Source organism: Streptomyces sp. NPDC048352 (assembly GCF_040651895.1).
Taxonomy (GTDB): domain Bacteria; phylum Actinomycetota; class Actinomycetes; order Streptomycetales; family Streptomycetaceae; genus Streptomyces.
This window is the reverse complement of record NZ_JBEZKZ010000036.1, coordinates 10,101-33,468: the sequence shown is the minus strand read 5'-3', so window position 1 is coordinate 33,468 and position 23,368 is coordinate 10,101. Positions and strand designations below refer to the sequence as shown.

Genomic DNA, 23,368 nt, shown 5'->3' with positions numbered 1-23,368 from the left:
CGAGCACGGACGAGCGCGTGGACCTGATCTCGCTCCCACACCCTACAAACTAGCGACGGTAGTTTTTGGTCGGCGGGTGGTCCACCGGTCAGATGATGCCGAAAAGCATCCCTGCCGCCAGGACCAGGAGGGAGGTGAGAACCGCCCATTTCACGGTGAAACGGGTGTGATCGCCGAACTCGACCCTGGCCATGCCGACGAGGACGTAGACGGCCGGAACCAGCGGGCTGGACATGTGCAGGGCCTGTCCGACCAGGGAGGCGCGGGCGATCTCCAGCGGCGAGACCCCGTGGGCCGCGCCCGCCTCCGCCAGGACCGGCAGGACGCCGAAGTAGAAGCCGTCGTTGGACATGAAGTAGGTGAGGGGCAGGCTCAGCAGGCCCGTGACCAGGGCCATGTGCGGCCCCATGCCCTCCGGGATGGCCCCGACGAGCCAGTCGGCCATGTGCTTGACCATGCCGGTGCCGGTGAGGACGCCGGTGAAGACGGCGGCGGCGAAGACCATGCCGGCGACGTTGAGAACGTTGTCGGCGTGGGCGGCGATCCGGGCCTTCTGGTCGGGCATGTGGGGGAAGTTCACGGTGAGGGCGAGGGCCGCACCGAGCAGGAACAGCACCGGGATCGGCAGCAGCTCCATGATCATGGCGGTGAGCAGGGCGGCGGTCAGGCCCGCGTTGAACCAGTAGAGGCGCGGGCGCAGGGTCGGGCGCTGCGGGTCCAGCCCCTGGAATCCGTCCCCGTCCCCCTCGGACAGCACGGCTTCGGCACCGGAGCCGGCGGCGGGGGCGCAGGCCGGGGCGGCGGTTTCCTTCGCGCCCGAGCCGGCCGTCACGAGGGCCTCCTCGGCGATCGCCTCGCCCGGCATCACCAGCGAGCCGACCCGGCGGCGCTCCCTGACGCCGAGGACGTAGGCGAGGACGAAGACGCCGAGCAGGCCGACCGCGAGGGCCGGGATCATCGGGACGAAGATGTCCGCCGCGTCGAGCTTGAGCGCGGTGGCCGCGCGGGCGGTGGGACCGCCCCAGGGCAGGGTGTTCATCACCCCGTTGGCGGTCGCGGCGACGCCGGTCATGACCACCAGGCTCAGGCCGAGCCGCTTGTAGAGCGGGTACATGGCCGACACGGTGATCATGAACGTGGTCGATCCGTCGCCGTCGAGCGAGACGATCGCGGCGAGGACAGCCGTACCGACCACCACCCGCATCGGGTCGGCCTTGCAGAAGCGCAGGATGCCCCGGACGACCGGGTCGAACAGTCCGACGTCGATCATCACGCCGAAGTAGACGATGGCGAACATCAGCATGGCGGCGGTCGGGGCGAGTTTGCCGACGCCGTCGATGACGTAGTCCCCCAGGTGCGCGCCCTTTCCGGCGAACACGCAGAAGAGCGCGGGGATGAGGACGAGCGCCGCGATGGGCGACATTTTCTTCAGCATGATCAGGACCAGGAAGGTCGCGATCATGGCGAAGCCGAGGAAGGTCAGCATGCAGGGACGGTAGGTGCCGCTTCCTTACGCCAACAAGACGTCCACGCGTGAGCAATACGAGCAAAACCCCAGCTCAGGGCAGGGGTGTGACGGTGACGGGGAAGCCGTTGAGCACGGCGGTGCCCGACAGCGGGTCGAGCCGGGTGCCGTCGAGCAGCTGGTTGACGTTGACCCCCGGTTCGGCGCCGGCCACCGCGAGGCGGGTTCCGGGCCGGTCGTGGCCCCAGCCGTGCGGGAGGCTGACGACGCCGGTGCGGACGGTGTCGGTGACCTCCACCGGCGCGTCCAGGCTGCCGCCGTCTGCGGTGATCCGGGCCCGGCCTCCGTCGGCGAGGCCGAGACGGTCCGCGTCCTGGGGATGGACCTGGAGGGTGCAGCGGTTGGAACCTCCGACGAGGGCCGGGACGTTGTGCAACCAGCTGTTGTTGGAGCGCAGATGGCGGCGGCCCACGAGCACGAGGGCGGCGGGGCGGGCGGCGAGCGCCGCGCGCAGCCTGGGGAGTTCGGCCGTGATCGGCTCCGGGAGCAGCTCGATCCTGCCGGTGCGGGTCCTGAGCACGCCCGGGAGCCGGGGGCGCAGCGGGCCGAGGTCGATGCCGTGCGGGTGGGCGAGGAGCCGCTCCAGGCTCAGCCTGGCCGTCTCTTCGGGCGCGCCCGCGCTGGTCTGCGTACCGCCTGCGCCGGGAGCCGCGGCCCCCTCGCCGCCGGGCTGTCCGGCGGCGCCGAACAGGTCCCCGTACGGGCCCAACCGGAGCATCAGGTCGAGCCTGCGCTCCGGACCGTTCTCGCCGGTGAGGAGCCCGGCCAGGCGGGCCGGGTCCGCTCCGTACAGGGGCGAGCGGCGGTCGGCGGTCTCCTTGGCGAGCGCGGCCTGGATCGCCATGTCGTCGACGGCGGACGGCTCGGCGGAGCCGTGCATGCCGGAGACGGCCAGGACGAGGCGTGCGTGGATCTCGCACTCGTCGAGCCGGTCCGCTTCGAGGGGGACGGCGGGCCGGGTGTAGCGGACCTGGTTGCGGATGGCGAACCCGTTGAAGGCGAAGTCGTGGTGGGCGCTCTGCGAGGGCGGTGGCGGGGGCAGGACGACGTGGGCGTGGCGCGAGGTCTCGTTGAGGTACGGGTCGACGCTGACCATGAAGTCGAGGCCGGCGAGGGCCGCGTCGAGCCGCCGGCCGTCGGGGGCGGACAGCACGGGGTTGGCCGCGATGGCGATCAGGGCGCGGACGCGCCCCTCTCCCGGGGTTTCGATCTCCTCGGCCAGGGCGGCGGTGGGCAGTTCGCTCTTGACCTCGGGGTGGCCGCTGACCCGGCTGCGCCAGCGGCCGAGCGCGAACCCCCTGCCGGGCCCGGCGGGCCGGGGCCGCGGGCCGGCCGCCGGGAGCGGGAAGAGGGCTCCGCCCGGGCGGTCGAGGTTGCCGGTGAGGATGTTCAGTACGTCCACCAGCCAGCTGGCGAGCGTCCCGTACTCCACGGTGCAGCTGCCGATCCGCCCGTAGACGGCGGCGGTCGGGGCGGCCGCCAGCTCTCGGGCGAGGGCGCGTATCCCGTCGGCCGGCAGGTCGCAGGCGGGGGCGACCGCCTCGGGAGTGAAACTCGCGAGGGCGTCGGAGAGTTCCCCGAGTCCTTCGGTGTGCTTCGCGAGGGCGCCGGGATCGGCGAGCTTCTCGGTGAGCAGGGTGTGGGCGAGCGCGGCCAGCAGCAGGGCGTCGCTGCCGGGGCGCGGGGCGAGGTGTCGGTCGGCGAGCCTGGCGGTGCGCGTCCGGCGCGGGTCGACGACGACGAGCGTGCCGCCCCGGGCCCGCAGGGCCTTGAGCCGGCCCGGGAAGTCGGGGGCGGTGCACAGCGAGCCGTTCGACTCGACCGGGTTGGCGCCGATCAGCAGGAGGAAGTCGGTGCGGTCGAGGTCGGGCACGGGGATGGCGAAGGGGTCGCCGAACAGGAGCCCGCTGGAGACGTGTTTGGGCATCTGGTCGAGGGTGCTGGCGGTGAAGAGGTTGCGCGTGCCCAGGGTGTTGACGAGGAGCGGCGGGTAGAGGGCGCCGGCCATGGTGTGGACGTTGGGGTTGCCGAGCACGACGCCGACGGCCTGGGCGCCGTGCTCCCGGACGAGGGCGGGGACGGCGGCGGCGATGGCGTCGAAGGCCTCGTCCCAGGTGGCCTCCCGCAGGCGCCCGTCGCGGCGGACGAGGGGGGTGCGCAGGCGGTCGGGGTCGGAGTCGAGGGCGCCGAACGCGGCTCCCTTGGGGCAGACGAAGCCGCGGCTGAAGACGTCGTCGCGGTCGCCCCGGGCTCCGGTGACCGTGGTGCCCTCGATGGTGAGGGTGAGGCCGCAGGTGGCTTCGCACAGGGGGCAGATGCGCGGGGCGGTGCGGGGCATGGGCACTCCTGGGGGCGGCTGCGTCGCGGACCGGTGGCGCGGCCGCACGGCGCGGGCTGGCGGGGCGGGGCGGGCACGGCGAGCATACCGACCGGTAGGGACGGCGGGGAGGGGGTTGCGGCAGCCCGTTCCGCTCCTGCCCGGGGGCGGGGGGGCGGGGCCCGTGCGGGCCGGTCAGTCCAGGACCCGGGCCAGGTAGGCGTGCATCATCGCCCGGGTCTCGGCCACGATGCCGGGGTCCCCCGCCGGGTCGGCCCGGAAGGCCAGTTGGACCAGCGCGTCGGTCGCCTCGACGGCCACCAGGACCGCCCGGGCCAGGTCGGCGCCGGGGGTGAGCCCCAGGTGGGCGCACAGGAGCGCCGTCAGACGGGCGGCGACCATGTGGTTGGGGTCGGAGGCGGGGCCTCCGGCGGGCTCGGAGGCGGGCGGGGCCGGCACCCCGAAGTCGACCAGGGCGAAGCCCGGGACGCTGCGCTTCATGGCCAGGTACTCGTCCAGCACGGCGTCCACGACGGGCCGCCAGTGCGTGCCCGGCACGTCGGCGAGCCGCCGCTGGATGCCTTCCGCGTACTGCTCCAGGTTGCGCTGGGCCAGGGCGACGGCCATGGCGCGCTTGTTCCCGAAGAAGCGGTAGACCGAGCCGATGGGCACCCCGGCGCGCAGGGCGACGGCGCGGGTGCTGAGGTTCTCGTAGCCGGTCTCGTCGAGGAGTTCGGCGCAGGCGTCGAGGATGCGGGCGAGGCGGTCGGCGCTGCGCTGCTGGACCGGGGTCCTGCGCAGGGGGTGGGCGGGAGGCACGGGGTCCATCATGCCGCTCCTGGTCCGTGGGTCCAGTGGTGCGGGCGCCCGGTCCTCAGTTCAGGAGGAGGGTGAGCCCGCCGATCGTGTACGTGATCATCAGCGCGAGCAGCGGGAGTTGGCCCGCCACCGCCCTGGCCGGCGGGAAGAGGCGTACGGAACGGTCGTGGGCGGCGATCACACCGAGTACGTGACCGGTGACGACGGCGATCACCTGGAGGGCGGCGAGACCGCCCGGACCCAAGGGGGGACTGGGATCGGGGCCGTTGTCAGTACCGAGTGCCATGCTTACTGTGCGTGGTCCTTCGGTGACGAGGAGGGAGAAGTAGTGGGCGATGAGATAGCCGAGGGCGATCGGCACGAGTGAGTGCGCGAAGGCGGTCAGCGGTCGGGGGTGCGGGCCGCTGACGAGGCGGGTGGCCGCCGCGCACAGGCAGTACAGGGTGGCGACGAGGCCGATGGAGGCGAGCAGTCCGAGCGTGGCCGTGGGGGTGCGGCCCAGGGGGGAGGTCTGAAGGGTGTTGATCCAGGCGGGGTTGTCCGAGTAGCCGTCGTAGGCGGTGGAACCGAGCAGGACGCAGACGGTGGCGACGAGTCCGGGCCGCTCGGGCGTCGCGTCGAGTCCGTGGAAGGGGTTGCGCAGGACCAGGCGGCCGTCGCTACGGCGGCCGAGGGGGGAGAGCCGGGCCAGGAGGTCTGAGTAGGCCTCGATGGCGTCGGCGTCGGCGAACCAGCTCTCGCCGAAGCGGGCGGCGAGGAGCAGCTGGGCGGCGGCATAGGCGGTGAGGGCACACAGGAGGGTGGTGGTGGATGCGGGATCGGGAGCGACGAGTTCGAGCCAGGTGAAGCCGAACAGCGCGGCGGCGGCCGGCCACTGGCCGATCCGGGCCGGCAGGGGGCGGCCGGACCCGGGCGGGCGGCGGCGGACCCGGGAGAGCAGGCGGTGCAGGGTGCGCAGCGGGTTGAGCAGGCGCCAGACGGGGCCGAGGAGAAGGGAGGCGGGCACGATCCCGACCCACAGCAGGACGTAGACGGCGCCGGGAGCGGGGTTGCGGCCGGGGTCGTCGGGACCGAGGAGGAGGTGGAGGAATACGGCGAGGGCTGCGGCGAGACCGAGCCCGCGCAGGGCGGTGCGGGTGGCCGGCGCGTCGGCCACCCGCTGGAGCCCGGCGGGCAGGGCGAGGCCGGAGCGGTCGCCGCGGAAGCGGGATGCGGACCACAGGAGGCCGAGCGCGAGGAAGGAGACGAAGAGCGCCGCGAAGGCACCGGCGAAGGCGTAGAAGGGAGAGATCGGCAGGTCGTGCTGGGAGCCGATCCCGTGCGCGAGCAGGGTCGACGGGTCGGCCGGGTGAAGGACCACGCCCTGGCCCGGCCCGGGGCCCGGCTGCGCGGCGGGCCATCCCGGGACGGCCGCGGCACCGGCCTGGAGGGCGGTTCCGGTTCCGGGGCTTCCCCGGGTCGGCAGGCTCAGGGGGGTCACCGGACGAGGAGCTGGGTCAGGACGAGCCGGGACTCGTGGGTCTCGACCTCGAAGAGGCCCGTGCGGTCGGCCGTCAGGACCAGGGTGCCCTCCTGGCCCGCGGGCAGAGCGAGTTCCTTGTCGTAGCCGTGGACGTGCAGGGTGTCGGCGCGGTCGCTGGTGACGCGCAGGGCGAGGCGCTCGCCGCGCTTCAGCTCGGTGCGGCCGGTGGCGGGGACGACCTTTCCGTCCCGGACGGTGAGGGTGACGGTCCGGTCGGCGTGGGGCGCCGGCGAGGCCTGCGGGGGTGCCGGGGAGCCGGTCGGGGCGGGTGCGGGATGGCTGTGGGTTCCCTGGCCCGGGGGGCCCGCGGTCAGCGCGGCCGTCGCTTCGACCGGCTTGCCGGCGACGGCCCAGGCGGTGTGGTCGTCGGCGTACAGGCGGACGGTCAGGGTGTGCGCGCCTTCGGGGACCTGCACCGCGGGCAGGTGGAACCACGGGCCGTACACGCGGGCCAGTTTGCGGCCGTCGAGTTCCAGGTGGGCGTGGCCGGTGCCGGGGAGGGCGGCGCCGCCGGTGCTGTCGGGGGTGAAGCGGAAGCGGGTCACCTCCAGTTGGAGGTTCCATCCGTCCTCGGAGTCGGGGCGGGCGGTGAGCTTCACCGCGGGCGCGCCGGCGGCGGGGACCTCGCGCAGGCGGTGGCCGCCGCCGTCCTGGGTTTCGAGCAGGGTGCCGACGCTGCCGGAGGCCTGTTCGTGGGTGGTGCCGGGTTTGTGGTGGGTGGTGGCCCGGCCGCCGCATCCCGTCGCCGCTCCGCCCGCGAGCAGCAGGAGGAGCGCCAGCAGCGCCGCCGTGCGGGCCGAGCGGCGGGGCGGGCAGGTCCGGGGGGCGGGCGTCCGGCACACGTCGCACCGGATGCGGGTCTCTGCGGGCACGGTCACTGCGGGCCTCCGGTCGTAGGGCGGGGCGGACTGGTCGGGGCGGACTGGTCCAGCGCGGGCTCCCGCCCGGGCCGGGGCTTCCGCGCCCGCGCGGGGTTTCCCGCCCGGGGCGGGCCGGGGCGGGGCTTCCCGCCCCGGGCCGGGGTTTCCGGGCCGGGGCGGGGAGGGCCGGGAGACGTCGTTCGGGCGTCAGGGGGCGGCGGGCGGCGGTTCGGCGGTGGCGCTCCGGGCCGGGGCCGGGCCTGCCGGGACCGGGGTGCGGTCGCCCGCCGGGGCGTCGCCCGGGCCGGCGGGGCGGGCGGGCGCGGCGGGGCCCGGGCGGGCCGACGCGACGACCGCCCACAGCACCCACACCACCGCGACCAGGGCCCGTACCCAGGCGGGGCTCAGCGGGATCCACGGGATCATCAGCACGGCCTTGTCGAAGGCGTCCAGGAGGGTGAGGGCGCCCAGGAGCAGGGTGAGGCGCGCCAGCCAGGGGCGTCCGGGGCGCAGGGCCAGGCCGGCGCCTACCCACCACAGGCCGAGCAGGAGCAGGGCCAGCGCCGGGACGGGGGTGTCCACCAGCGGCATCGTGGAGCCGGCCACGTCCAGGGCCAGGCCGGCCAGGCCCAGGAGGGTCGCCGCCGTGCCCGTCCGCGTCCCGCGCAGCCGCCGCCACCACAGCATCCCGCCGACCAGCAGCAGCACCGCCGCCACCGCCACCGCGAGTTGCGTCTCCACCCGCTCCAGCCCCCGGGCGCCGTACCAGTCGCAGCCGGCCGGGAGCTTGCGGGCCTGGACGCTGTAGTCGGCGCAGACCAGCAGCTGGACGAGCTTCACCGGCTCGCCCACCAGCCGGGCCGAGTCCCCGCTGACGGCCCCGCGTTCCTTCCCGCACTGCGGCAGGGTGCCCGGGGTGGAGCCGTCGGGGCCGTCCTGCCAGCAGTTGCCCCTGCCCTGGCCGTCCCACCACACGTCGGTGCCGTTGGGCCGGGTGGCGCCGGACCGGTCCTTGCCGAGGACGTTGCCCGCGTACCGGTTGTGGTGGGAGGTGTCGGTCTGCTTGGACCACTGGTCCTCTCCCCGGATGAAGGCGGGGACGGCGCTGAGGAAGAAGCCCGCGCGCCGGTGCCCGTACACCCAGTTGTGCTCGTAGAGGTTCCAGTTGCCGCCGGCGGTGATGATGCCGGTGCCGGGCGGCATGGAGATCTGCGGGCAGACCACCCCCTGCTCGTAGCCGCGTTCGGCGGGCGGTTTGGCGCAGGTGCCGTCGGCGACGTGGGGGTAGTAGTCGGCGTTGTTGTCGTGGATCAGGTTGCGTTCGAAGCGGGCGTGGTTCTGCGGGAGTCCGGGGTGTCCGGGGAAAGCGCTGTCCATCGAGGCGCCGCCCATGTTCTGGTCGAACTCGTTGTCGTGGACCCACACGGAGTCCCCCGCGGTCCCGGAGTAGCCGACCATGTTGTGGTGGCTGCGGCAGCCGGTGATCTCGATGGAGTAGCGGGGCACGTCGTAGCCGCGTCCGTCGTTGATGTCGGAGGCGCTGCCGGGGTAGATCCCCGAGTCGCCGTTGCCGTAGGACTCGCAGTTCTTGTAGAGGCCGTGGTCGCTGGCGAAGGTCAGGAAGCCGTATTCGTCGTTCCAGCGGGTCAGGACGTCGTCGATGACGAAGCCGTCGCCGGCGAGGACGTACAGGGAGTTGAAGGTGGTGCGCTGCGCGGTGAAGTTGCGGAAGTAGATGCCGTTGGACTTGTCGGCGCGGATGGCGTTCAGCTTCTGGTACCCGGCGTCGACGACGACGTCCGTGCGGGCGGCGCCGGTGCCCTCGATCTGCAGGTTCGTCTTGCCGAGGATGGCGACGAGGTTCTGGTTGTGCCGGCACTTCTCCTGCTGCTCGTACGACAGGATCTGGTAGCCGAGTGAGGAGTCGGGCGCCTTGAGTGCGGCGCACTCCCCCGTCGGCTCGGGCCGGGAGGGCTCCTCCTCGTAGAGGCCGGGCAGGATCGCGATGTTCATCCCGGGCCGGTCGACGGCGTCCACGGCCTCCTGGAGGTGGCGGTAGCCGTTCTGCTCGCAGCGCGCGTAGAGGTCGAGGTTGCGCCGGCGCAGCTCTGCCGGGAAGCCGGATATGCGGCGTTCGAAAGCGGGCCGGTCGGTCTTGCAGACCAGCAGGTCGGGCTCGGCGGCGCGGTAGGCGGGGACGGATCCGGTGCCGTCGGGCAGGGCGACGGGGCGCTCCTCGTGCGCGCGGGCGGCCGGCGCGGCGGCGAGGAGGGACAGGAAGGCGAGGAGGGCGGCGAGGAGCGCCGCCGGCACGGCAGGGAACCTGCGGGTCCACGACATGCGCGAGAGAGTAGAGCAATGTTCATCTTTTTGGATCCCCCTGCGCGCGAGGTTCTCGCAGCCTCCGCGCGCGAGGTTCTCGCAGCCGCCGCGGGCGGGGTTCGTGGAGCGGCCGCGCGCCGGGTTCCGGGCCGGCGGCCGCGAGACGGCGTTGACGTGGGCGGCTCGGAATCCTACTGTCAGCCATAGGATTCCTTCGACGGAGCGGGAGCACCCATGAGTGAGCAGGCCAGGAAGACGGCGGAGGCGCTGGAGTACCTCACCGGCTTCGGGAACGAGCACAGCTCGGAGGCCGTGCCCGGCGCGCTCCCGATCGGCCGCAACTCCCCGCAGCGCGCCGCCCTCGGCCTGTACGCCGAGCAGCTCAGCGGCAGCGCCTTCACCGAGCCGCGCCGCCACAACCGCCGCTCGTGGCTCTACCGGATCCGCCCCTCGGCGGCGCACCCGGCCTTCACCCGCGTGGACAACGGCGCCCTGCGCACCGCGCCGTTCAACGAGAGCGTCCCGGACCCCAACCGGCTGCGCTGGAACCCGCTCCCCGACCCCGCCCCCGGCACCGACTTCCTGGACGGCCTGTGGACCCTGGGCGGCAACGGCGACGCCACCCAGCGCACCGGCATGGCCGTCCACCTCTACAGCGCCAACGCCTCCATGGCCGACCGGGTCTTCAGCGACTCGGACGGCGAGCTGCTGATCGTCCCGGAGCGCGGCGGTCTGCTGCTGCGCACCGAGTTCGGCCTGCTCAGCGCCGGCCCCGGCGAGGTGGCGCTGATCCCGCGCGGCGTCCGCTTCCGCGTCGAGCTGCTCGACGGCGACGCGCGCGGGTACGTGTGCGAGAACTACGGGCAGCCCTTCGAGCTGCCGGACCTCGGTCCGATCGGCGCCAACGGCCTGGCCGCCGCCCGGGACTTCCGCGCACCGGTGGCGGCGTACGAGGACGTGGAGCGCCCCACCGAGGTGGTCAACAAGTTCTGCGGCAACCTCTGGTCGGCGACCTACGGGCACTCCCCGCTCGACGTGGTGGCCTGGCACGGCACGCACGTGCCGTACGTCTACGACCTGCGGCGCTTCAACGTGATCGGGTCCATCAGCTACGACCACCCGGACCCGTCGATCTTCACGGTGCTGACCTCGCCCTCCGACACGCCGGGGCTGGCGGGCGTGGACTTCGTGGTGTTCGCCCCGCGCTGGCTGGTCGGCGAGGACACCTTCCGCCCGCCGTACTTCCACCGGAACGTGATGAGCGAGTACATGGGCCTGATCGAGGGCGCCTACGACGCCAAGGCCGAGGGCTTCGTGCCGGGCGGGGGCTCGCTGCACAACATGATGTCCGCGCACGGCCCGGACCGGGAGACCTTCGACAAGGCCAGCGCCGCCGAGCTGAAGCCGCAGAAGATCGACGACGGCCTGGCCTTCATGTTCGAGACCCGCTGGCCGATCACCGCCACTCCCCAGGCTGCGGAGGCGGAGCACCTCCAGCGCGGATACGACGACGTATGGAAGGGTCTCCAGCGCCACTTCCGTGCCTAACATGCCCCTGCCGGACCCTGTCGGCCCCGCCCGGCCCGCCACCTCGCCGCGTCACCTGTGAATCCACCCGTACGGAGAACGACCCGTGACCGCCTTCGCCCCCGACTCCCTGGTGCTGAACCGGAAGCTGCCGCTCTGGTACCAGGTGTCCCAGTCCCTGCGCGCCTCGATACTGGGGCGCACTCCGGACGCCTCGCTGCGGCTCCCGACCGAGGAGCAGCTCGCCGGGCACTACGGGGTGAGCGTGCTGACGATGCGCCAGGCGCTCAAGGAGCTGGAGGGCGAGGGCCTCATCAGCCGGCACCGGCGGCGCGGCACCTTCATCGAGCCGGGTGCGATGCGCAGCGCCCCGGTGCGGCTGCTCGGCTCGGTGGACGCGATCGTCGCCCAGCAGTCGGGTGAGCGGACGACGGTGCTGGGCCACGAGCGCACGCCCGTGTCCGGGGAGCTCCTGGAGCACTTCCCGGACGCGGAGGAGGTGGTCACGTACCGCAGGCTCCGGCGCGACGGCGAGAGCGGTGAGCCCACCAACTGGGCGGAGAACGCCGTGCGCCCGGAACTCGCCGAGGCGGTGGACCTGGCCGATCTGGAGCGCTGGCCGATGACCAAGGTGCTGCGCGACGTGGTCGGCGTACGGATCAGCCGCATCACGGACACCGTCGAGGCGCGGCTCGCCGACCCGGTGACGGCGGAGCTGCTGGAGGTACCGCTGCTGAGCCCGATCCTGCACTACACGGGCGTGACCTACGACGAGGACGGCAGGGTCGTCGACGTGGCCCGGATCCGGTACCGGGGCGACCGGTTCTCCTTCACGGTGACCGTCGAGGCGCCCTGACCACGGCCGGCGGCGAGAGGTTCCGACCACGGTCACCGGCGGGCCCTGGCCTGCGGCGGCCCGCCGTCGTCACTTCGCTTCCTTCTCGTCCTTCTCCTCCGCACCGCGCTCGCCCTCGGCCTGGGAGGGCGTCGTGCGCATGGTCTGCGGGTGCCGCTCCCGCTTCTCCCGCTCGTCCATGTCCTCGTCGAGCCGCTCGCCCTCGGCCTGCGACGGGGTCGAATACTCGTCGTACTGACTCATGGCCGGCTCCTCCGTGCAGCTGCGTGCCACATACGTGACGTATGCGTACATAAGGAGCGTAACGCTTCGGCCGGGACACGGCCCGGCCCCGGCGGCCCGTCGCTACCATCTGCCGGGTGAGCGCTGACGTACCGCTGCTGGACGATCTGATGCCCTGGGCCGTGGCCGGCCTGCGCCTGGGCCGCGACTGGGTGGCGGCGCCCGATCCCGCCGTGCTGCGTGCCCGCTGGGAGGCGCTGACGGGCGCCGAAGGGGCGGAGCGGGAGCGGCTGTTCCGCCCGAGCCGGACCCGTACGCCCTCCGCCGGAGCGGCCGCGCTGCCGGGCCAGCGCTCGGCCACCGCCCGCTTCGCGGACGCGCCGGGTCCCTTCCCGGACCCCGTACGGGTGCTCCGCGCACCCTTCGACGAGCAGTGGCTCCTGCCCGACCAGCGGCTCATCGACTCCGCCCGCCCCGAGCTGTGGCGGGTCCTGGACGCGCGGCAGCTGTTCCTGCTGGAGGCCCCCGGCCTGCTGGTCACCGCCCACCTCCCGGCGGGCCGGCTCGGCCGGATCCGCCCGCTGCACCGGCGACCCGGCGGGGCCGAGCCGAACCTCGCGCCGGGCCTGCCGGCCCTGCTGGGCGCCCGCCACGGCGGCCCGGTCACCCCTGAGGACGTCCTGTGCTGGATCCTGGCCGCGGGCCGGCCGGGCCCGCGGGGGTACGAGGTCCCGCTCGCGGCCGATCCGGAGCACTGGCGGGCCGGGCTGGAGCTGGGCCGCCGGCTGCTGTCCGTCCAGCTGCGCGGGGCCCCTGGCGGGGAGCCGCCCCGGCTGCCCGGAGGGCGGCGGCCGTACGTGCGCGCGGCCGTCACGGCGTGGCCGGACGGGCTCGGGTACGACCCGGAGACGGAGACGCTGACCCTCGGGGACGGGGCCGTGTCCCCCGTCCCGGCGGGCGCCTGGGAGTACGAGGTCCAGGGGGTCCGGGTGGTCGAGTCCTGGTTCGCCGCCCGCGGCGCGCCCCGCGCCCCGCAGGCGCGGGGCCTGGAGGGGCTGGGGCCGGCCGCGTGGCCGCAGGCCTGGACCTCGGAGCTGCTCGCCCTGGTGACGACCTTGGCACTGCTGGCCGATCTGGCCCCGGAGCGGGCGGCGTTCAACCCCGGGCCGCTGCTGCCGGCCGCGGAGCTGGAGGCCGCCGGGGTGCTGCCGCCGCCGCGCTGGGCCCGGCGGCCGGCGTCGGTGCTGGACCATCAGGAGGAGGGCCCGGGCGGGCAGTTCGCCCTGCTCTGACCCCGGCGACGCACCCGCACGCCGGCCGTCGCGGGAATCGGGGGCCAGGCGCCGCGCCGCACCCGCGCGCCGGCCTTCGCGCGACCCGGGGGCCCGGCGCCGCACCCGCGCGCCGGCCTTCGCGCGACCCGGGGGCCCGGCGCCGTGCCCCATCGCGCGGGCGCCCCGGGGCCGGCCTCAAGCGTCCCAGGCCGCCAGCAGCCGGGACACCGCACGGTCGAAGGCCGCCGTCATGTCCGGCCCGGCGGACGTCACCGGGGCGCCCTCGCCGAGGGCCTCCGCGAGCCGCGGGTACTCCCCGGTTGCCAGCCGGGAGCCGAGCCAGGCCGCGCGTACGCCCTGCTCGGCGGCCTCGCTCCAGGGCAGCGCGCGGGCCCGTTCGGCCAGGGCGAGCTCCCCCGCCACGAAGGTGGCGACCATGCCGTTGATCGCCGCGATCAGCTCCAGCTTCTCGCCCCCGGGAGCCTCCAGCGGCTCCAGGCAGGCCAGGCAGTACTCCAGGTACCGCAGGGCCTGGGGGCCGAAGCCGTAGACCGGGCTCAGCAGCCGGGGAAGCCAGGGGTGGCGGCGCATCAGGGCGCGGGTCTGTCGGGTCAGGGCGAGCAGGTCGGCCCGCCAGTCGCCGCTCGGCGGGGCCAGCTCGTACTCCCCGCTGACCGCGTCGACCATCAGCTCGTACAGGTCCTCCTTGCGGGGGACGTAGTTGTACAGGGACATCGTCCCGGCGCCGATCCCCGCCGCCACGCGCCGCATGGAGACGGCGTCGATCCCCTCCGCGTCGGCGATCCGCACCGCCTCGGCCGCGATCGAGTCGCGGCTGTGCGCGGGCCTGGGCCCGCGGCCGGCCCGTTGCGGCCGGGCCCAGATCACTTCGGGTTCGGCTGGGCGCCCGCCGGCTGTCATCGGTCACATCACCTCGTCGTCGTCTCGGGCTCCCATCTTAGTTACGTACAGCGTACGGAGTGGGGTAGGGTGCGGCGCATGACAACTACGTACGCCGTACTTAGTGAGGGTCTGGAGAAGCACTACGGCGAGGTGCACGCCCTGCGCGGGCTGGACCTGGCCGTTCCGGAGGGCACCGTCTGCGGGCTGCTGGGCCCCAACGGCGCGGGAAAGACCACCGCCGTGCGCATCCTCACCACCCTCACCGCGCCCACCGCCGGCCGCGCCCTGGTGGCCGGCCACGAGGTCACCGGCGACCCGGCCGCAGTACGCCGCGCCATCGGGGCCACCGGCCAGTACGCCTCCGTCGACGGGGACCTGACCGGCCGTGAGAACCTCCGGCTGTTCGCCCGCCTCGCCGGCCTGCGCGGCCGGGCCGTACGCGCCCGCGCCGACGAGCTGCTGGAGCGCTTCGGGCTCGGCGAGGCCGCCGACCGGGTCGCCTCGACCTGGTCCGGCGGCATGAAGCGGCGCCTGGACCTGGCCGCGGGGCTCGTCACCCGCCCCCGCGTGCTGTTCCTCGACGAACCCACGACCGGCCTGGATCCGGCGGCCCGCGAGCAGATCTGGACCGCCGTGCGCGACCTCGCAGACTCGGGTACCACGGTGCTGCTCACCACCCAGTACCTGGAGGAGGCCGACCGCCTCGCCGACGGCGTCGTCGTCGTGGACCGGGGCCGGGCCGTCGCCACCGGCACCCCCGCCGTCCTCAAGGCCCGCATCGGCGCCCGCGCCGAGGTCACCGTCGCCGAGCCAGCCGCCCTCGCGGGCGCGGCCGCGGTCCTCGACCGGCTCACCGGCGGCCGCCCCGCGCTGGACGAGGAGCGGCTCACCGCCGCGGTGACCGTCCTGGACGCCTCGCTCACCCTGCCCCGGATCATCCGGGAGCTGGACACCGCCCAGATCCTGGTGACCGACGCGAGCCTGCGCCCGCCCACCCTCGACGAGGTGTTCCTGCGCCTCACCCGGACCCCGGCCCCCCTGCAGGAGAAGGAGAACGCGGCATGACCACCCTGCTGTCGGACGGCGGCGCCGTCCTCACCCGCCAGCTCCAGAAGGCCCGGCACGCCCCGGCCCTGCTGGTCCTGACCCAGACCATGCCGATCATGATGCTGCTGTTCTTCGGGTACGTGTTCGGCAGCGCGCTCGCCATGCCGGGCGCCGAGTACCGCGAGTTCCTGGTGCCCGGGCTGCTCGCCGCGACCGCCGCGAACGGCCTGATGACCGGCATGTTCACCGCCGCACAGGACGCCCACCGCGGGGTGACCGACCGCTTCCGGACGCTGCCGATGAGCCGGGCCGCGGTCCCGCTGGGGCAGACCGCCGCCGACCTGCTGACCACGGCGGTGTCGATGGTGCCGCTGATGCTGGTGGGGCTGGCGATGGGCTGGCGGGTCGAGAACGGCCTGCCGGGGGCGCTGGGGGCGCTCGGCGTGCTGCTGCTGTTCCGCTTCGCCACCGCCTGGGTGGGGACGTACCTCGGGCTGGTGAGCCGCAGCGAGGAAGCCGCGGGCCAGCTCGGCAGCGCGACCTTCGTGCTGCCGATGCTGTCCAGCGCCTACCTGCCGACGGCCGGACTGCCCGGCTGGCTGCGGACGGTCGCGGAGTGGAACCCGATCAGCGCCGTCGCCACCGCCGTACGGGAGCTGTGCGGGAACGCGGGCGGTGCGGGCGCGCCCGGCGCCGCGTGGCCGGCGGCGCATCCGGTGGCGGGCGCGGTGCTGTGGTCACTGCTCCTGCTGGCGCTCTTCGTGCCGCCGACCGCGCGCCGGTTCGCGCGCGGCCGGGACTGAGGAAGGGTCAGGGCGCGGTCGCCGCAAGGCGTCACGGCACCGGCGTGACCGGCACCTGCACGGTCACCGGGACCGTCGCCGTCTGCGGGTTGCCGTCGAGCGCGTCCGTCAGGGACGTCCGGGTGTCGGCCGTGAAGCGGCAGCCGACGACGGCGAGCCCGCACACCCGGTAGCGGACGACCACCGAGGCGGTGGCACCGGACCGGATCGAGCCCACCGTCTGCGGTACCGGCCCGAGCCGGGTGATCCCGGAGCCCGTGGGCAGGGCGTCGAGGAGCTTGACGTTGAAGGCGTCGCCGGAGCCCGTGTTCCGGATCCGGTACTCGACGCTCAGCGTGCGGGTGAGGTAGTTGCCGATCCCGCCCCAGTAGGCGCGGTGGGTCACGGCCACCTGCGGCTGGAGGAGCGAGACGCTCCCCAGGAGGTCCAGACCCCACGGCTTGTCGGTGCCGGGGGTGGCGTCGGCGTTGAGGCTGAAGCTTCCGCTGCCCGAGGCACCCCGGTAGGCGTTGGCCGGGGTGGTGTTCGACACGACGTGCCAGGCTCCGGTCCCCGACGCCGTGGTCCCGTTGTACGAGAGGCCAGGGGCGTCGCAGCTGCCGCCGTCCAGCTGCACGGTCACGAACCCCCGTGCGTTGGCGATGGTCACCTGGGTGTCGGCCGCGGGGAGCGCGGCCTGGGTGCCGCCGACCCGGAAGGGCAGGTGGACGGCCATCTGGCTGGGCAGTGCGGAGAAGACCCCGGGGCCCAGCGCGGCGCCGCCCCCGACCGTCCGGCCGTCGGTGAGCGGTCCGGCCGGGCAGCCCGGTGCGCTCGTCACGACGCCGTCGGCGCCGGACCCGCTCACGGTCACCGGATCCGGGCCCCGCCCGGCCGCCCCGGCTGGGACCACCGTCACCGCCAAGCCCGCCAGCAGCGCTGTCACGACGACCGCCGCCCGCCGGGCTGCGGAGCGGGCGGGGGATGCGGCGGCGGTCGGGGCTCTCATGGGCGACCCTTCGGTACGGCGCGACGGCGGACGCCCGCACCTTAGGCATACAATCCGGACATTCCGCTGGACTTGGGCCCCGGACACGGGTGACAGACCCCGCTGTCACCCGGTAGGCAGGCCCCATGGCTACCGAACCCCTCCCCCTCGACGGCATCACCGTCGTCGCCGTCGAGCAGGCCGTCTCCGCTCCCTTCGCCACCCGCCAGCTCGCCGACCTCGGCGCCCGGGTGATCAAGGTCGAGCGTCCTGACGGCGGCGACTTCGCCCGCGCCTACGACACCGCCGCCCACGGCCTGGCCTCGCACTTCGTCTGGGCCAACCGGGGCAAGGAGTCCCTGGCCCTCGACCTGAAGGACCCACGGGGGCTGGAGGTGCTGCACGGCCTCCTCGGCGGCGCCGACGTGTTCGTGCAGAACCTCGCCCAGGGCGCCGCGGCCCGGCTCGGGCTCGACGCGGCCGCGCTGTGCGCCCGTTACCCGCGCCTGGTCGCGGTCGACGTCTCCGGCTACGGCGCGCAGGGCCCGTACGCCCACAAGCGCGCCTACGACATGCTCGTGCAGTGCGAGGCGGGGCTGGTCTCCGTGACGGGCACCCCGGAGCGGCCCGTGAAGGCGGGGATCCCGGCCGCGGACATCGCCGCCGCCATGTACGCCTTCTCGGGGGTGCTCGCCGCCCTGCTGCGCCGCGGGGTCACCGGGCGCGGCGGGCCGGTGGAGGTGTCGATGCTGGACGCGCTCGCGGAGTGGATGGGGCATCCGCTGCACCACACGATGCACGGCGGGGAACAGCCCGTACGGACCGGCCTGGCGCACGCCGTGATCGCGCCGTACGACGCCTACGCGACGGCCGACGGGGACCGGGTGCTGCTGTCGGTGCAGAACGACCGGGAGTGGCGGCGCCTCGCGGTCCAGGTGCTGGACCGGCCGGACCTGGCGCAGGACCCGGCGTACGCGACGAACGCGGCCCGCACCCGGGGCCGGGAGAAGACCGACGCGGTGGTGGCCGAGGTCCTCGGCCGGCTCGGGGCGGACGAGGCCGTCGCACGGCTGGAGGCGGCCGGGATCGCCTGCGCGCGGCTCAACTCGGTGGAGCGGCTGGCCGCGCACCCCCAGCTGGCGGCACGCGAACGCTGGCGGGAGGTGGACACCCCGGCGGGCCCGCTGCGGGCGCTGCTGCCGCCGATCGGGCTGCCGGGTGGCGCGGAACCGCGGATGGGCGCGGTGCCCGCGCTCGGCGAACACACCGACGCCTTGCTGCGCGCCCTGGGGATGACGGGCGCGCAGATCACGGCACTGCGCCGGGACGGTGTGATCGCCTGAGGCCGGGGGTGACGCCGGGACTGTCCGGGGTCACCGGACGGGGGACGGGCCGGGGTGCAGCCGGACGGGGGACCGGCTGCGCGGGCTGTTACGAGCGGCGGCTGCCGAAGAGCGTGCGCCGCAGCCTGCGCAGCGGTGCGAAGAGCGCGACGCGCGCGCTCCGGCTCCGCTGGACGTGGGTGTGGTCGCGCGCGGTCAGCTCACGCATCAGCAGGGTCGCCTCGGCGACCTCGTGGTGCGGGGCGGCGGGTCCGCCCAGCACGGCGAGGTGGCGGTCGAGGCGCGAGCTGACCGCGCTGCTGCCGCAGGTGATGGCAGGCACGCGGGGCGGCCTGCTGCGCATTGCTATCTGTTCCATGTCTCTCCCCACCCGTACGAGGGCACCCGGCCCGGGCAGGTTAACCCTATCGCCCCGGCTGCGCCCGCGGGTATCCCGGTGGTGTGAATTACCCCTGTAATTACGGGTAGTTGACGATTACTCAGCGGAGTCACCCGTCACTCTCCGTACCAATGGGGTGACTTGGGGGGCCGGCCGCAGCGGTCGGTGACAGGGCCGTCACGGCGGGGGCGGCCCGGCGGGTCCTGCGCTAACTTGGAGTGATCACCCGGTGGCACAGGGGGGTTCGCGTGAGTGGGAACGAAAACGGGGAGGCCGGGCGTGTCATCGCCGGCCGGTACCGGTTGCTCGGCGAGCTGGGCCGCGGCGGCATGGGACTCGTGTGGCGGGCCCGCGACGAGGTCCTGGGCCGGGAGGTCGCGGTCAAGGAGGTACGGGCCCCCGCCGGACTGGACGCGGCCGAGGTCGAGCGGCTGTACCGGCGGCTGGAGCGGGAGGCGTGGGCGGCGGCCCGCATCTCGCACCGCGGGGTGGTCATGATCTACGACGTCGCGAGCGAGGGCGGCCGGCCCTGGATCGTGATGGAACTGGTGCGCGGGCTCTCCCTGGCGGAGGTGCTGGAGGGCGAGGGCCCGATGAGTCCGCAGCGGGCCGCGGACATCGGCGAGCAGGTGCTGGCCGCGCTGCGCTCCGCCCACGACGCGGGGGTGCTGCACCGTGACGTGAAGCCGGCCAACGTCCTGGTCGCCAACGACGGGCGGGTGGTGCTCAGCGACTTCGGGATCGCCCGGCTGGAGGGATCGGCCGCGCTCACGATGACCGGAGAGGTGATCGGCTCCCCCGAGTTCCTGGCACCGGAGCGGGCGTTGGGCCGTGAGCCCGGCCCCGAGTCGGACCTGTGGTCGCTCGGGGTGATGCTGTACGCGGCCGTGGAGGGGGTCCCGCCCTTCCGCGCGGAAACCCCGGTGGCCACCCTGCAGGCCGTGGTCGACGCGGAGTTGCCCCCGCCTCGCCGGGCCGGGCCGCTGGGACCGGTGCTGGAGGGGCTGCTGCGCAAGGACCCGGCCGCGCGGCTGCCCGCCGCGGAGGCCGCCCGGATGCTGCGGGTGGTCGGCGCGGGCGGGACGGTACGGGAGGCGGGCGGGCCGGTGTCGGGGCCGGGCGCGCCGACGGCCACCACGCGGGCGGCGTACGACGCGGGGTACGGGCCGACCCGGTCGATGCCGGTACCGGTACCGGTGGCGCCGGCGGAACCGGAGCGGCCCGGGCGGGGGCAGCGGCGGGCCGGGGTGGTGCTGGCCCTCGGGATCGCGGTGCTGCTGCTGGCCCTGGCCCTGCTGGGGTGGCTGCTGCTGCGGGACACCGGGGGCGGGCGGGGGCCGGGCGGCGGCCCGTCGCCGTCGGCCTCCGCGTCGGCGCCGGCGTCGGCCTCCGCTTCGGCGTCCGAGTCCGCGTCCGAGTCCGCGTCCGCCAGTGCGATGCCCGCGCAGAGCGTCACCCTCTACGTCCACACCGTGCGCGCCGCGTACGGCGGGAGCTGCCCGCCGCCCGAGGTGCTCGCGCCCGCCTTCACCGGCACCATCGAGGTGGCCCGGACCCCGGCCGTGGTGGAGTACCGCTGGGTCAGGCGCGAGGGGGGTGCGGGCGCGGCCGCGGAGTGGCGCAGCATCGCGTACGAGGCCGGCGGGGCGCGTACCCGCCAGCTCGACCACACCGAGCCGGGTGACGGCGAGCCGGCTGGCGCGGGCGTCCGCGACGCGGTCCGGCTGGAGGTGCGCGCGCCGGCGCAGACGGCGTCGGCGTGGCTGGAGTACTCCGTGACGTGCGAGGAGGAGACCCCGACGGGCGGGGCCTCCTCCCCCGGCTCCCCCGCCCCCTCCGGTTCACCGGCGGAGACGGCGACGCCTTCCCCGGCGCCGAGCGCCGGGGTGAGCCCTTAGGCCTGGCCGTCGCGCCCGGCCCAAGGGCTCGGCCCTCAGGCCTGGCTCGAGAAGACGGGCAGGTAGCCGCTGGACTGTCCGGTGGCGGTGGGGTGGTAGGACTCGCCGATGTTGGTCCAGTTGACGCTGTGCAGCCAGGCGCTGCCGGAGCAGATCTCGTGTCCGGTGAAGGCGCCGACGACCGAGGCGAAGGCGTAGCCGTGGTCGGCGGCGCGTTTGGCGATGGCGGCGTTGAGGTAGTCCGCCGCGCCGTTGATGGCGGAGCGCTCGCCCTCGGTGAGGCCGGCGACGCAGGTGCCGTTCAGCTTGTAGAAGCGGGGGTAGCCGAGGACGACGACCCGGGCGGCGGGGGCGCGGCCGCGGATGGCGTCGTAGACCTGGTCGAGTTGTCCGGGAAGGGTGGAGTCGACGTACCTCTTGGCTTCGTTGACGCGGCTGACGCAGGTGGATTCGGACTGCAGGACACAGGTCGTCATCACGTCGGAGAAGCCCGCGTCGTTGCCGCCGACGGTGATGCTGACCAGGTCGGTGCCGGAGTTGAGCGGGCCGAGCTGGTTGGCGAGGACGTCACCGGTACGGGCTCCGGAGCACGCGGTGAAGGCGAAGGTCTGCGGGGAGTGGGCGGCGGCCCACAGGGCGGGGTAGGCGCGGGTGGTGCGCTTGCAGCTGCCGCTGGAGCCGTCGTAGTTGCCGGCGCCGACGCCGGAGGAGTACGAGTCGCCGAGGGCGACGTAGCCGAAGTCGGCCTGTGCGGCGGCCGCCTGGCCGGCGCCGAACAGGGCGGCGCCCGCGGCGAGTAACAGGGAGGAGGCCAGGGCGGCGAGGCGCGGCATTCGTTTGCTCATGTGGGCGGCTCCTTGTGGGGGGTTACTCCTGAGTCCGTGGTACAAGGAGCCGGGGCTGTCTGGAAGTGTTCATGCCAAGAATGTTCGGCGCAGGATTGGCGTGGACACATGGCCGGAATCTTCACGCGCGATGTGTTTGAAGAGGGAACCCGGGCACCCGTCCGGGGAAACACAGGTGCATGGGGGCAGTTCGTGCCGGATCATGGGCGCCATGCCAGCAGACCCGCATGACGCGCTGCCGATCCGGCTCCATGTCGACGACAGCGACTCACCGTCGGACGTCGTCGACGCGCTGTTCCTCGGCCGGTTCGCGACCGGCGAGCAGCCGTACGCGCAGAGCGTCACGATCGAGCGGGTGAAGGCGGAAGCCACCCTGCTGCCCCCGCGGGCCACCGTGCTGCGCGCGGCACGCGACACCGACCGCAGCGCGACGCTCGCCGAGGGCGAGGGCTGGACGGTCCTCGTCTCCCGCTGGAGCCGGGGGGCGGACGTGACCGTGACGGCGGTCAGCGACGAGCTCGCGCAGAAGGTGCTCGGTGAGGCCACGGAGGGCGCCCGGGACGAGCCCGAACCGCAGCCGGAGAACGTCACGATGGGGTTCTGGTACGTCTCCCCGCGCCGCGGCCCGTACCGCACGACCCGGCAGATCTCCGCCGGCACCTGGGAGGAGGTCCGGCCGAACTACACGGAGCCGGTGGCCCGGGCGATGGACCGGCTGATGAAGGTCACCCCGGACGACATCGCGGGCCGGCTGCTCCTGCTGCACGGCCCGCCGGGCACCGGCAAGACGTCGGCGCTGCGCACGCTCGCGCGGTCGTGGCGGGACTGGTGCCAGGTGGACTGCGTCCTGGACCCGGAGCGGCTGTTCAACGACGTGGGCTACCTCATGGACATCGCCATCGGCGAGGACGAGGGCACGGCGAAGGGGAGGTGGCGGCTGCTGCTCCTGGAGGACTGCGACGAGCTGATCCGCGGCGAGGCGCGGCACACGGCGGGACAGGCGCTGTCCCGGCTGCTGAACCTGACGGACGGTCTGCTGGGGCAGGGCCGCAACGTCCTGGTCGGCGTCACGACGAACGAGGACCTGGAGCGGCTGCACCCGGCGGTGGTCCGGCCGGGGCGGTGCCTGGCACGCATCGAGGTCGGCCGGCTGACCCACCCGGAGGCGGTGGAGTGGCTCGGCACGGACGAGGGCGTCTCCCGCGAGGGGGCTTCGCTGGCCGAACTCTTCGCCCTCCGGCGCGGCACGGGCCCGGGGGCGGTCCTCCCGCCCCAACCCCACTCGCCGGAGGCGGGCCTGTACCTCTGATTTTCCACGCGCCGCTCGCACGGCTCGGCCGCGAGCGGCCTTCCCTTTCCACGCGCCGCTCACACGGCTCGGCCGCGAGCGGCCTTCCCGGCTTCGCGCCGCTGCGCCGGACTCCGTCCGTCGACCCGTCAGGCGGGGCCGGCGCCCCTCAACAGGGGTGGTCCGTCGCCTGCGGGTGGTGGGCCGCTGCGCGGGCTGGTTCCCCTACCCGCCCTTCGCCCGTTCCCCGGGGCCCAGCCCCGGACCCCTGGGGGCGCAGCCCCGAACCCCTGAGGGCCCAGCCCCGAACCTTCGGGGGCGCAGCCCCGGACCTTTGGGGCACAGCACCGGACCCCTGGGGGCAGCCCCGGACCTTCGGGGGCACAGCCCCGGACGCTTGGGGCGCAGCCCCGGACCCCCAAGGGCGCAGTCCCGGACCCCTGGGGCACAGCCCCGGACCTTCGGGGGCACAGCCCCGGACCTTTGGGGCTTAGCCCCGGACCCCCAAGGGCGCAGCCCCGGACCCTCGGGGCACAGCCCCGGACCCTCGGGGCACAGCCCCGGACCCTCGGGGCACAGCCCCGGACCCTCGGGGCACAGCCCCGGACCCTCGGGGCACAGCCCCGGACCCTCGGGGCACAGCCCCGGACC

19 protein-coding genes are annotated in these 23,368 nt (G+C 74.6%); 8 read left to right on the top strand and 11 right to left on the bottom strand.

From position 1 onward, the window contains the following. Positions 1-88: 88 nt before the first annotated feature. From AB0D45_RS19720 to AB0D45_RS19695, 6 genes are all read right to left on the bottom strand, one after another. The gene (locus AB0D45_RS19720; protein WP_362460626.1) at positions 89-1,486 is read right to left on the bottom strand and encodes a citrate:proton symporter; all 1,398 of its coding nucleotides are present in this window, start codon (positions 1,484-1,486) and stop codon (positions 89-91) included. A gap of 73 nt (positions 1,487-1,559) precedes the next feature. Beyond that, positions 1,560-3,863, bottom strand: coding sequence for a molybdopterin oxidoreductase family protein (locus tag AB0D45_RS19715; RefSeq protein ID WP_362460623.1), 2,304 nt, complete (start codon positions 3,861-3,863; stop codon positions 1,560-1,562). Between the two features lie 174 nt (positions 3,864-4,037). Then, positions 4,038-4,670 (bottom strand): TetR/AcrR family transcriptional regulator, encoded by a 633-nt coding sequence (locus AB0D45_RS19710; protein ID WP_362460620.1) that lies wholly within the window; start codon positions 4,668-4,670, stop codon positions 4,038-4,040. Between the two features lie 46 nt (positions 4,671-4,716). Then, entirely contained in the window at positions 4,717-6,021 is a 1,305-nt protein-coding gene (locus AB0D45_RS19705; protein WP_362460713.1) for a hypothetical protein, read from the bottom strand. A gap of 116 nt (positions 6,022-6,137) precedes the next feature. Continuing rightward, positions 6,138-6,965, bottom strand: a complete 828-nt coding sequence (locus AB0D45_RS19700) for a hypothetical protein (RefSeq protein WP_362460710.1) — start codon at positions 6,963-6,965, stop codon at positions 6,138-6,140. 285 nt (positions 6,966-7,250) lie between these two features. Then, positions 7,251-9,383: a right-handed parallel beta-helix repeat-containing protein gene (locus AB0D45_RS19695; RefSeq protein WP_362460617.1), complete on the bottom strand. Its 2,133-nt coding sequence runs from the start codon at positions 9,381-9,383 to the stop codon at positions 7,251-7,253. Positions 9,384-9,599: 216 nt separating this feature from the next. Here AB0D45_RS19695 and hmgA point away from each other — a divergent pair, with 216 nt between their 5' ends. Both hmgA and AB0D45_RS19685 read left to right on the top strand, forming a co-directional pair. Further along, a complete protein-coding gene (hmgA, locus tag AB0D45_RS19690; RefSeq protein ID WP_362460614.1) occupies positions 9,600-10,913 on the top strand; it encodes a homogentisate 1,2-dioxygenase in 1,314 nt (437 codons plus the stop codon). Positions 10,914-10,998: 85 nt separating this feature from the next. Next, entirely contained in the window at positions 10,999-11,748 is a 750-nt protein-coding gene (locus tag AB0D45_RS19685) for a GntR family transcriptional regulator (RefSeq protein WP_361599961.1), read from the top strand. Positions 11,749-11,817: 69 nt separating this feature from the next. Here AB0D45_RS19685 and AB0D45_RS19680 read toward each other — a convergent pair whose 3' ends face one another. Beyond that, the gene (locus AB0D45_RS19680; RefSeq protein ID WP_361599958.1) at positions 11,818-11,991 is read right to left on the bottom strand and encodes a hypothetical protein; all 174 of its coding nucleotides are present in this window, start codon (positions 11,989-11,991) and stop codon (positions 11,818-11,820) included. Between the two features lie 149 nt (positions 11,992-12,140). Here AB0D45_RS19680 and AB0D45_RS19675 point away from each other — a divergent pair, with 149 nt between their 5' ends. Beyond that, positions 12,141-13,262 carry a type ISP restriction/modification enzyme gene (locus tag AB0D45_RS19675; protein ID WP_362460707.1) on the top strand — a complete coding sequence of 374 codons (1,122 nt, stop codon included), beginning with the start codon at positions 12,141-12,143 and terminating at the stop codon, positions 13,260-13,262. 177 nt (positions 13,263-13,439) lie between these two features. Here the strand turns inward: AB0D45_RS19675 and AB0D45_RS19670 are convergent, their stop codons facing one another. Continuing rightward, positions 13,440-14,165 carry a TetR/AcrR family transcriptional regulator C-terminal domain-containing protein gene (locus AB0D45_RS19670; protein WP_362460610.1) on the bottom strand — a complete coding sequence of 242 codons (726 nt, stop codon included), beginning with the start codon at positions 14,163-14,165 and terminating at the stop codon, positions 13,440-13,442. A 78-nt stretch (positions 14,166-14,243) separates the two neighbouring features. Between AB0D45_RS19670 and AB0D45_RS19665 the strand changes: the two genes are divergently transcribed. Together AB0D45_RS19665 and AB0D45_RS19660 are read left to right on the top strand one after the other, a co-directional pair. Continuing rightward, entirely contained in the window at positions 14,244-15,212 is a 969-nt protein-coding gene (locus AB0D45_RS19665; protein ID WP_362460607.1) for an ATP-binding cassette domain-containing protein, read from the top strand. Further along, positions 15,209-15,997 (top strand): ABC transporter permease, encoded by a 789-nt coding sequence (locus AB0D45_RS19660; protein ID WP_362460604.1) that lies wholly within the window; start codon positions 15,209-15,211, stop codon positions 15,995-15,997. The genes AB0D45_RS19665 and AB0D45_RS19660 overlap by 4 nt, the downstream gene beginning before the upstream one ends. Positions 15,998-16,028: 31 nt before the next feature. On the opposite strand, the gene AB0D45_RS19655 is transcribed toward AB0D45_RS19660, so the two are convergent. After that, positions 16,029-16,985 (bottom strand): hypothetical protein, encoded by a 957-nt coding sequence (locus tag AB0D45_RS19655; RefSeq protein ID WP_362460601.1) that lies wholly within the window; start codon positions 16,983-16,985, stop codon positions 16,029-16,031. Between the two features lie 125 nt (positions 16,986-17,110). On the opposite strand from AB0D45_RS19655, the gene AB0D45_RS19650 reads away from it, so the two are divergent. After that, positions 17,111-18,307 carry a CaiB/BaiF CoA-transferase family protein gene (locus AB0D45_RS19650; protein WP_362460598.1) on the top strand — a complete coding sequence of 399 codons (1,197 nt, stop codon included), beginning with the start codon at positions 17,111-17,113 and terminating at the stop codon, positions 18,305-18,307. A gap of 88 nt (positions 18,308-18,395) precedes the next feature. On the opposite strand, the gene AB0D45_RS19645 is transcribed toward AB0D45_RS19650, so the two are convergent. Next, positions 18,396-18,665 carry a hypothetical protein gene (locus tag AB0D45_RS19645; RefSeq protein ID WP_362460595.1) on the bottom strand — a complete coding sequence of 90 codons (270 nt, stop codon included), beginning with the start codon at positions 18,663-18,665 and terminating at the stop codon, positions 18,396-18,398. Between the two features lie 269 nt (positions 18,666-18,934). Here AB0D45_RS19645 and AB0D45_RS19640 point away from each other — a divergent pair, with 269 nt between their 5' ends. Then, positions 18,935-20,584: a serine/threonine-protein kinase gene (locus AB0D45_RS19640; RefSeq protein WP_362460592.1), complete on the top strand. Its 1,650-nt coding sequence runs from the start codon at positions 18,935-18,937 to the stop codon at positions 20,582-20,584. A 35-nt stretch (positions 20,585-20,619) separates the two neighbouring features. Here the strand turns inward: AB0D45_RS19640 and AB0D45_RS19635 are convergent, their stop codons facing one another. After that, positions 20,620-21,429 (bottom strand): SGNH/GDSL hydrolase family protein, encoded by an 810-nt coding sequence (locus tag AB0D45_RS19635; protein WP_362460590.1) that lies wholly within the window; start codon positions 21,427-21,429, stop codon positions 20,620-20,622. A gap of 202 nt (positions 21,430-21,631) precedes the next feature. Here AB0D45_RS19635 and AB0D45_RS19630 point away from each other — a divergent pair, with 202 nt between their 5' ends. Beyond that, complete coding sequence (locus AB0D45_RS19630) at positions 21,632-22,738, top strand: DUF5925 domain-containing protein (RefSeq protein ID WP_362460588.1); 1,107 nt, start codon at positions 21,632-21,634, stop codon at positions 22,736-22,738. The last annotated feature ends 630 nt before the right edge of the window (positions 22,739-23,368 follow it).

Excerpts from the sequence above, each read along its gene's own strand:
- AB0D45_RS19720 (WP_362460626.1), bottom strand. The coding sequence starts at position 1,486 with ATGCTGACCTTCCTCGGCTTCGCCATGATCGCGACCTTCCTGGTCCTG.
- AB0D45_RS19715 (WP_362460623.1), bottom strand. The coding sequence starts at position 3,863 with ATGCCCCGCACCGCCCCGCGCATCTGCCCCCTGTGCGAAGCCACCTGC.
- AB0D45_RS19710 (WP_362460620.1), bottom strand. The coding sequence starts at position 4,670 with ATGGACCCCGTGCCTCCCGCCCACCCCCTGCGCAGGACCCCGGTCCAG.
- AB0D45_RS19695 (WP_362460617.1), bottom strand. The coding sequence starts at position 9,383 with ATGTCGTGGACCCGCAGGTTCCCTGCCGTGCCGGCGGCGCTCCTCGCC.
- hmgA (WP_362460614.1), top strand. The coding sequence starts at position 9,600 with ATGAGTGAGCAGGCCAGGAAGACGGCGGAGGCGCTGGAGTACCTCACC.
- AB0D45_RS19680 (WP_361599958.1), bottom strand. The coding sequence starts at position 11,991 with ATGAGTCAGTACGACGAGTATTCGACCCCGTCGCAGGCCGAGGGCGAG.
- AB0D45_RS19675 (WP_362460707.1), top strand. The coding sequence starts at position 12,141 with ATGCCCTGGGCCGTGGCCGGCCTGCGCCTGGGCCGCGACTGGGTGGCG.
- AB0D45_RS19670 (WP_362460610.1), bottom strand. The coding sequence starts at position 14,165 with ATGACAGCCGGCGGGCGCCCAGCCGAACCCGAAGTGATCTGGGCCCGG.
- AB0D45_RS19665 (WP_362460607.1), top strand. The coding sequence starts at position 14,244 with ATGACAACTACGTACGCCGTACTTAGTGAGGGTCTGGAGAAGCACTAC.
- AB0D45_RS19660 (WP_362460604.1), top strand. The coding sequence starts at position 15,209 with ATGACCACCCTGCTGTCGGACGGCGGCGCCGTCCTCACCCGCCAGCTC.
- AB0D45_RS19655 (WP_362460601.1), bottom strand. The coding sequence starts at position 16,985 with ATGAGAGCCCCGACCGCCGCCGCATCCCCCGCCCGCTCCGCAGCCCGG.
- AB0D45_RS19650 (WP_362460598.1), top strand. The coding sequence starts at position 17,111 with ATGGCTACCGAACCCCTCCCCCTCGACGGCATCACCGTCGTCGCCGTC.
- AB0D45_RS19645 (WP_362460595.1), bottom strand. The coding sequence starts at position 18,665 with ATGGAACAGATAGCAATGCGCAGCAGGCCGCCCCGCGTGCCTGCCATC.
- AB0D45_RS19635 (WP_362460590.1), bottom strand. The coding sequence starts at position 21,429 with ATGAGCAAACGAATGCCGCGCCTCGCCGCCCTGGCCTCCTCCCTGTTA.
- AB0D45_RS19630 (WP_362460588.1), top strand. The coding sequence starts at position 21,632 with ATGGGCGCCATGCCAGCAGACCCGCATGACGCGCTGCCGATCCGGCTC.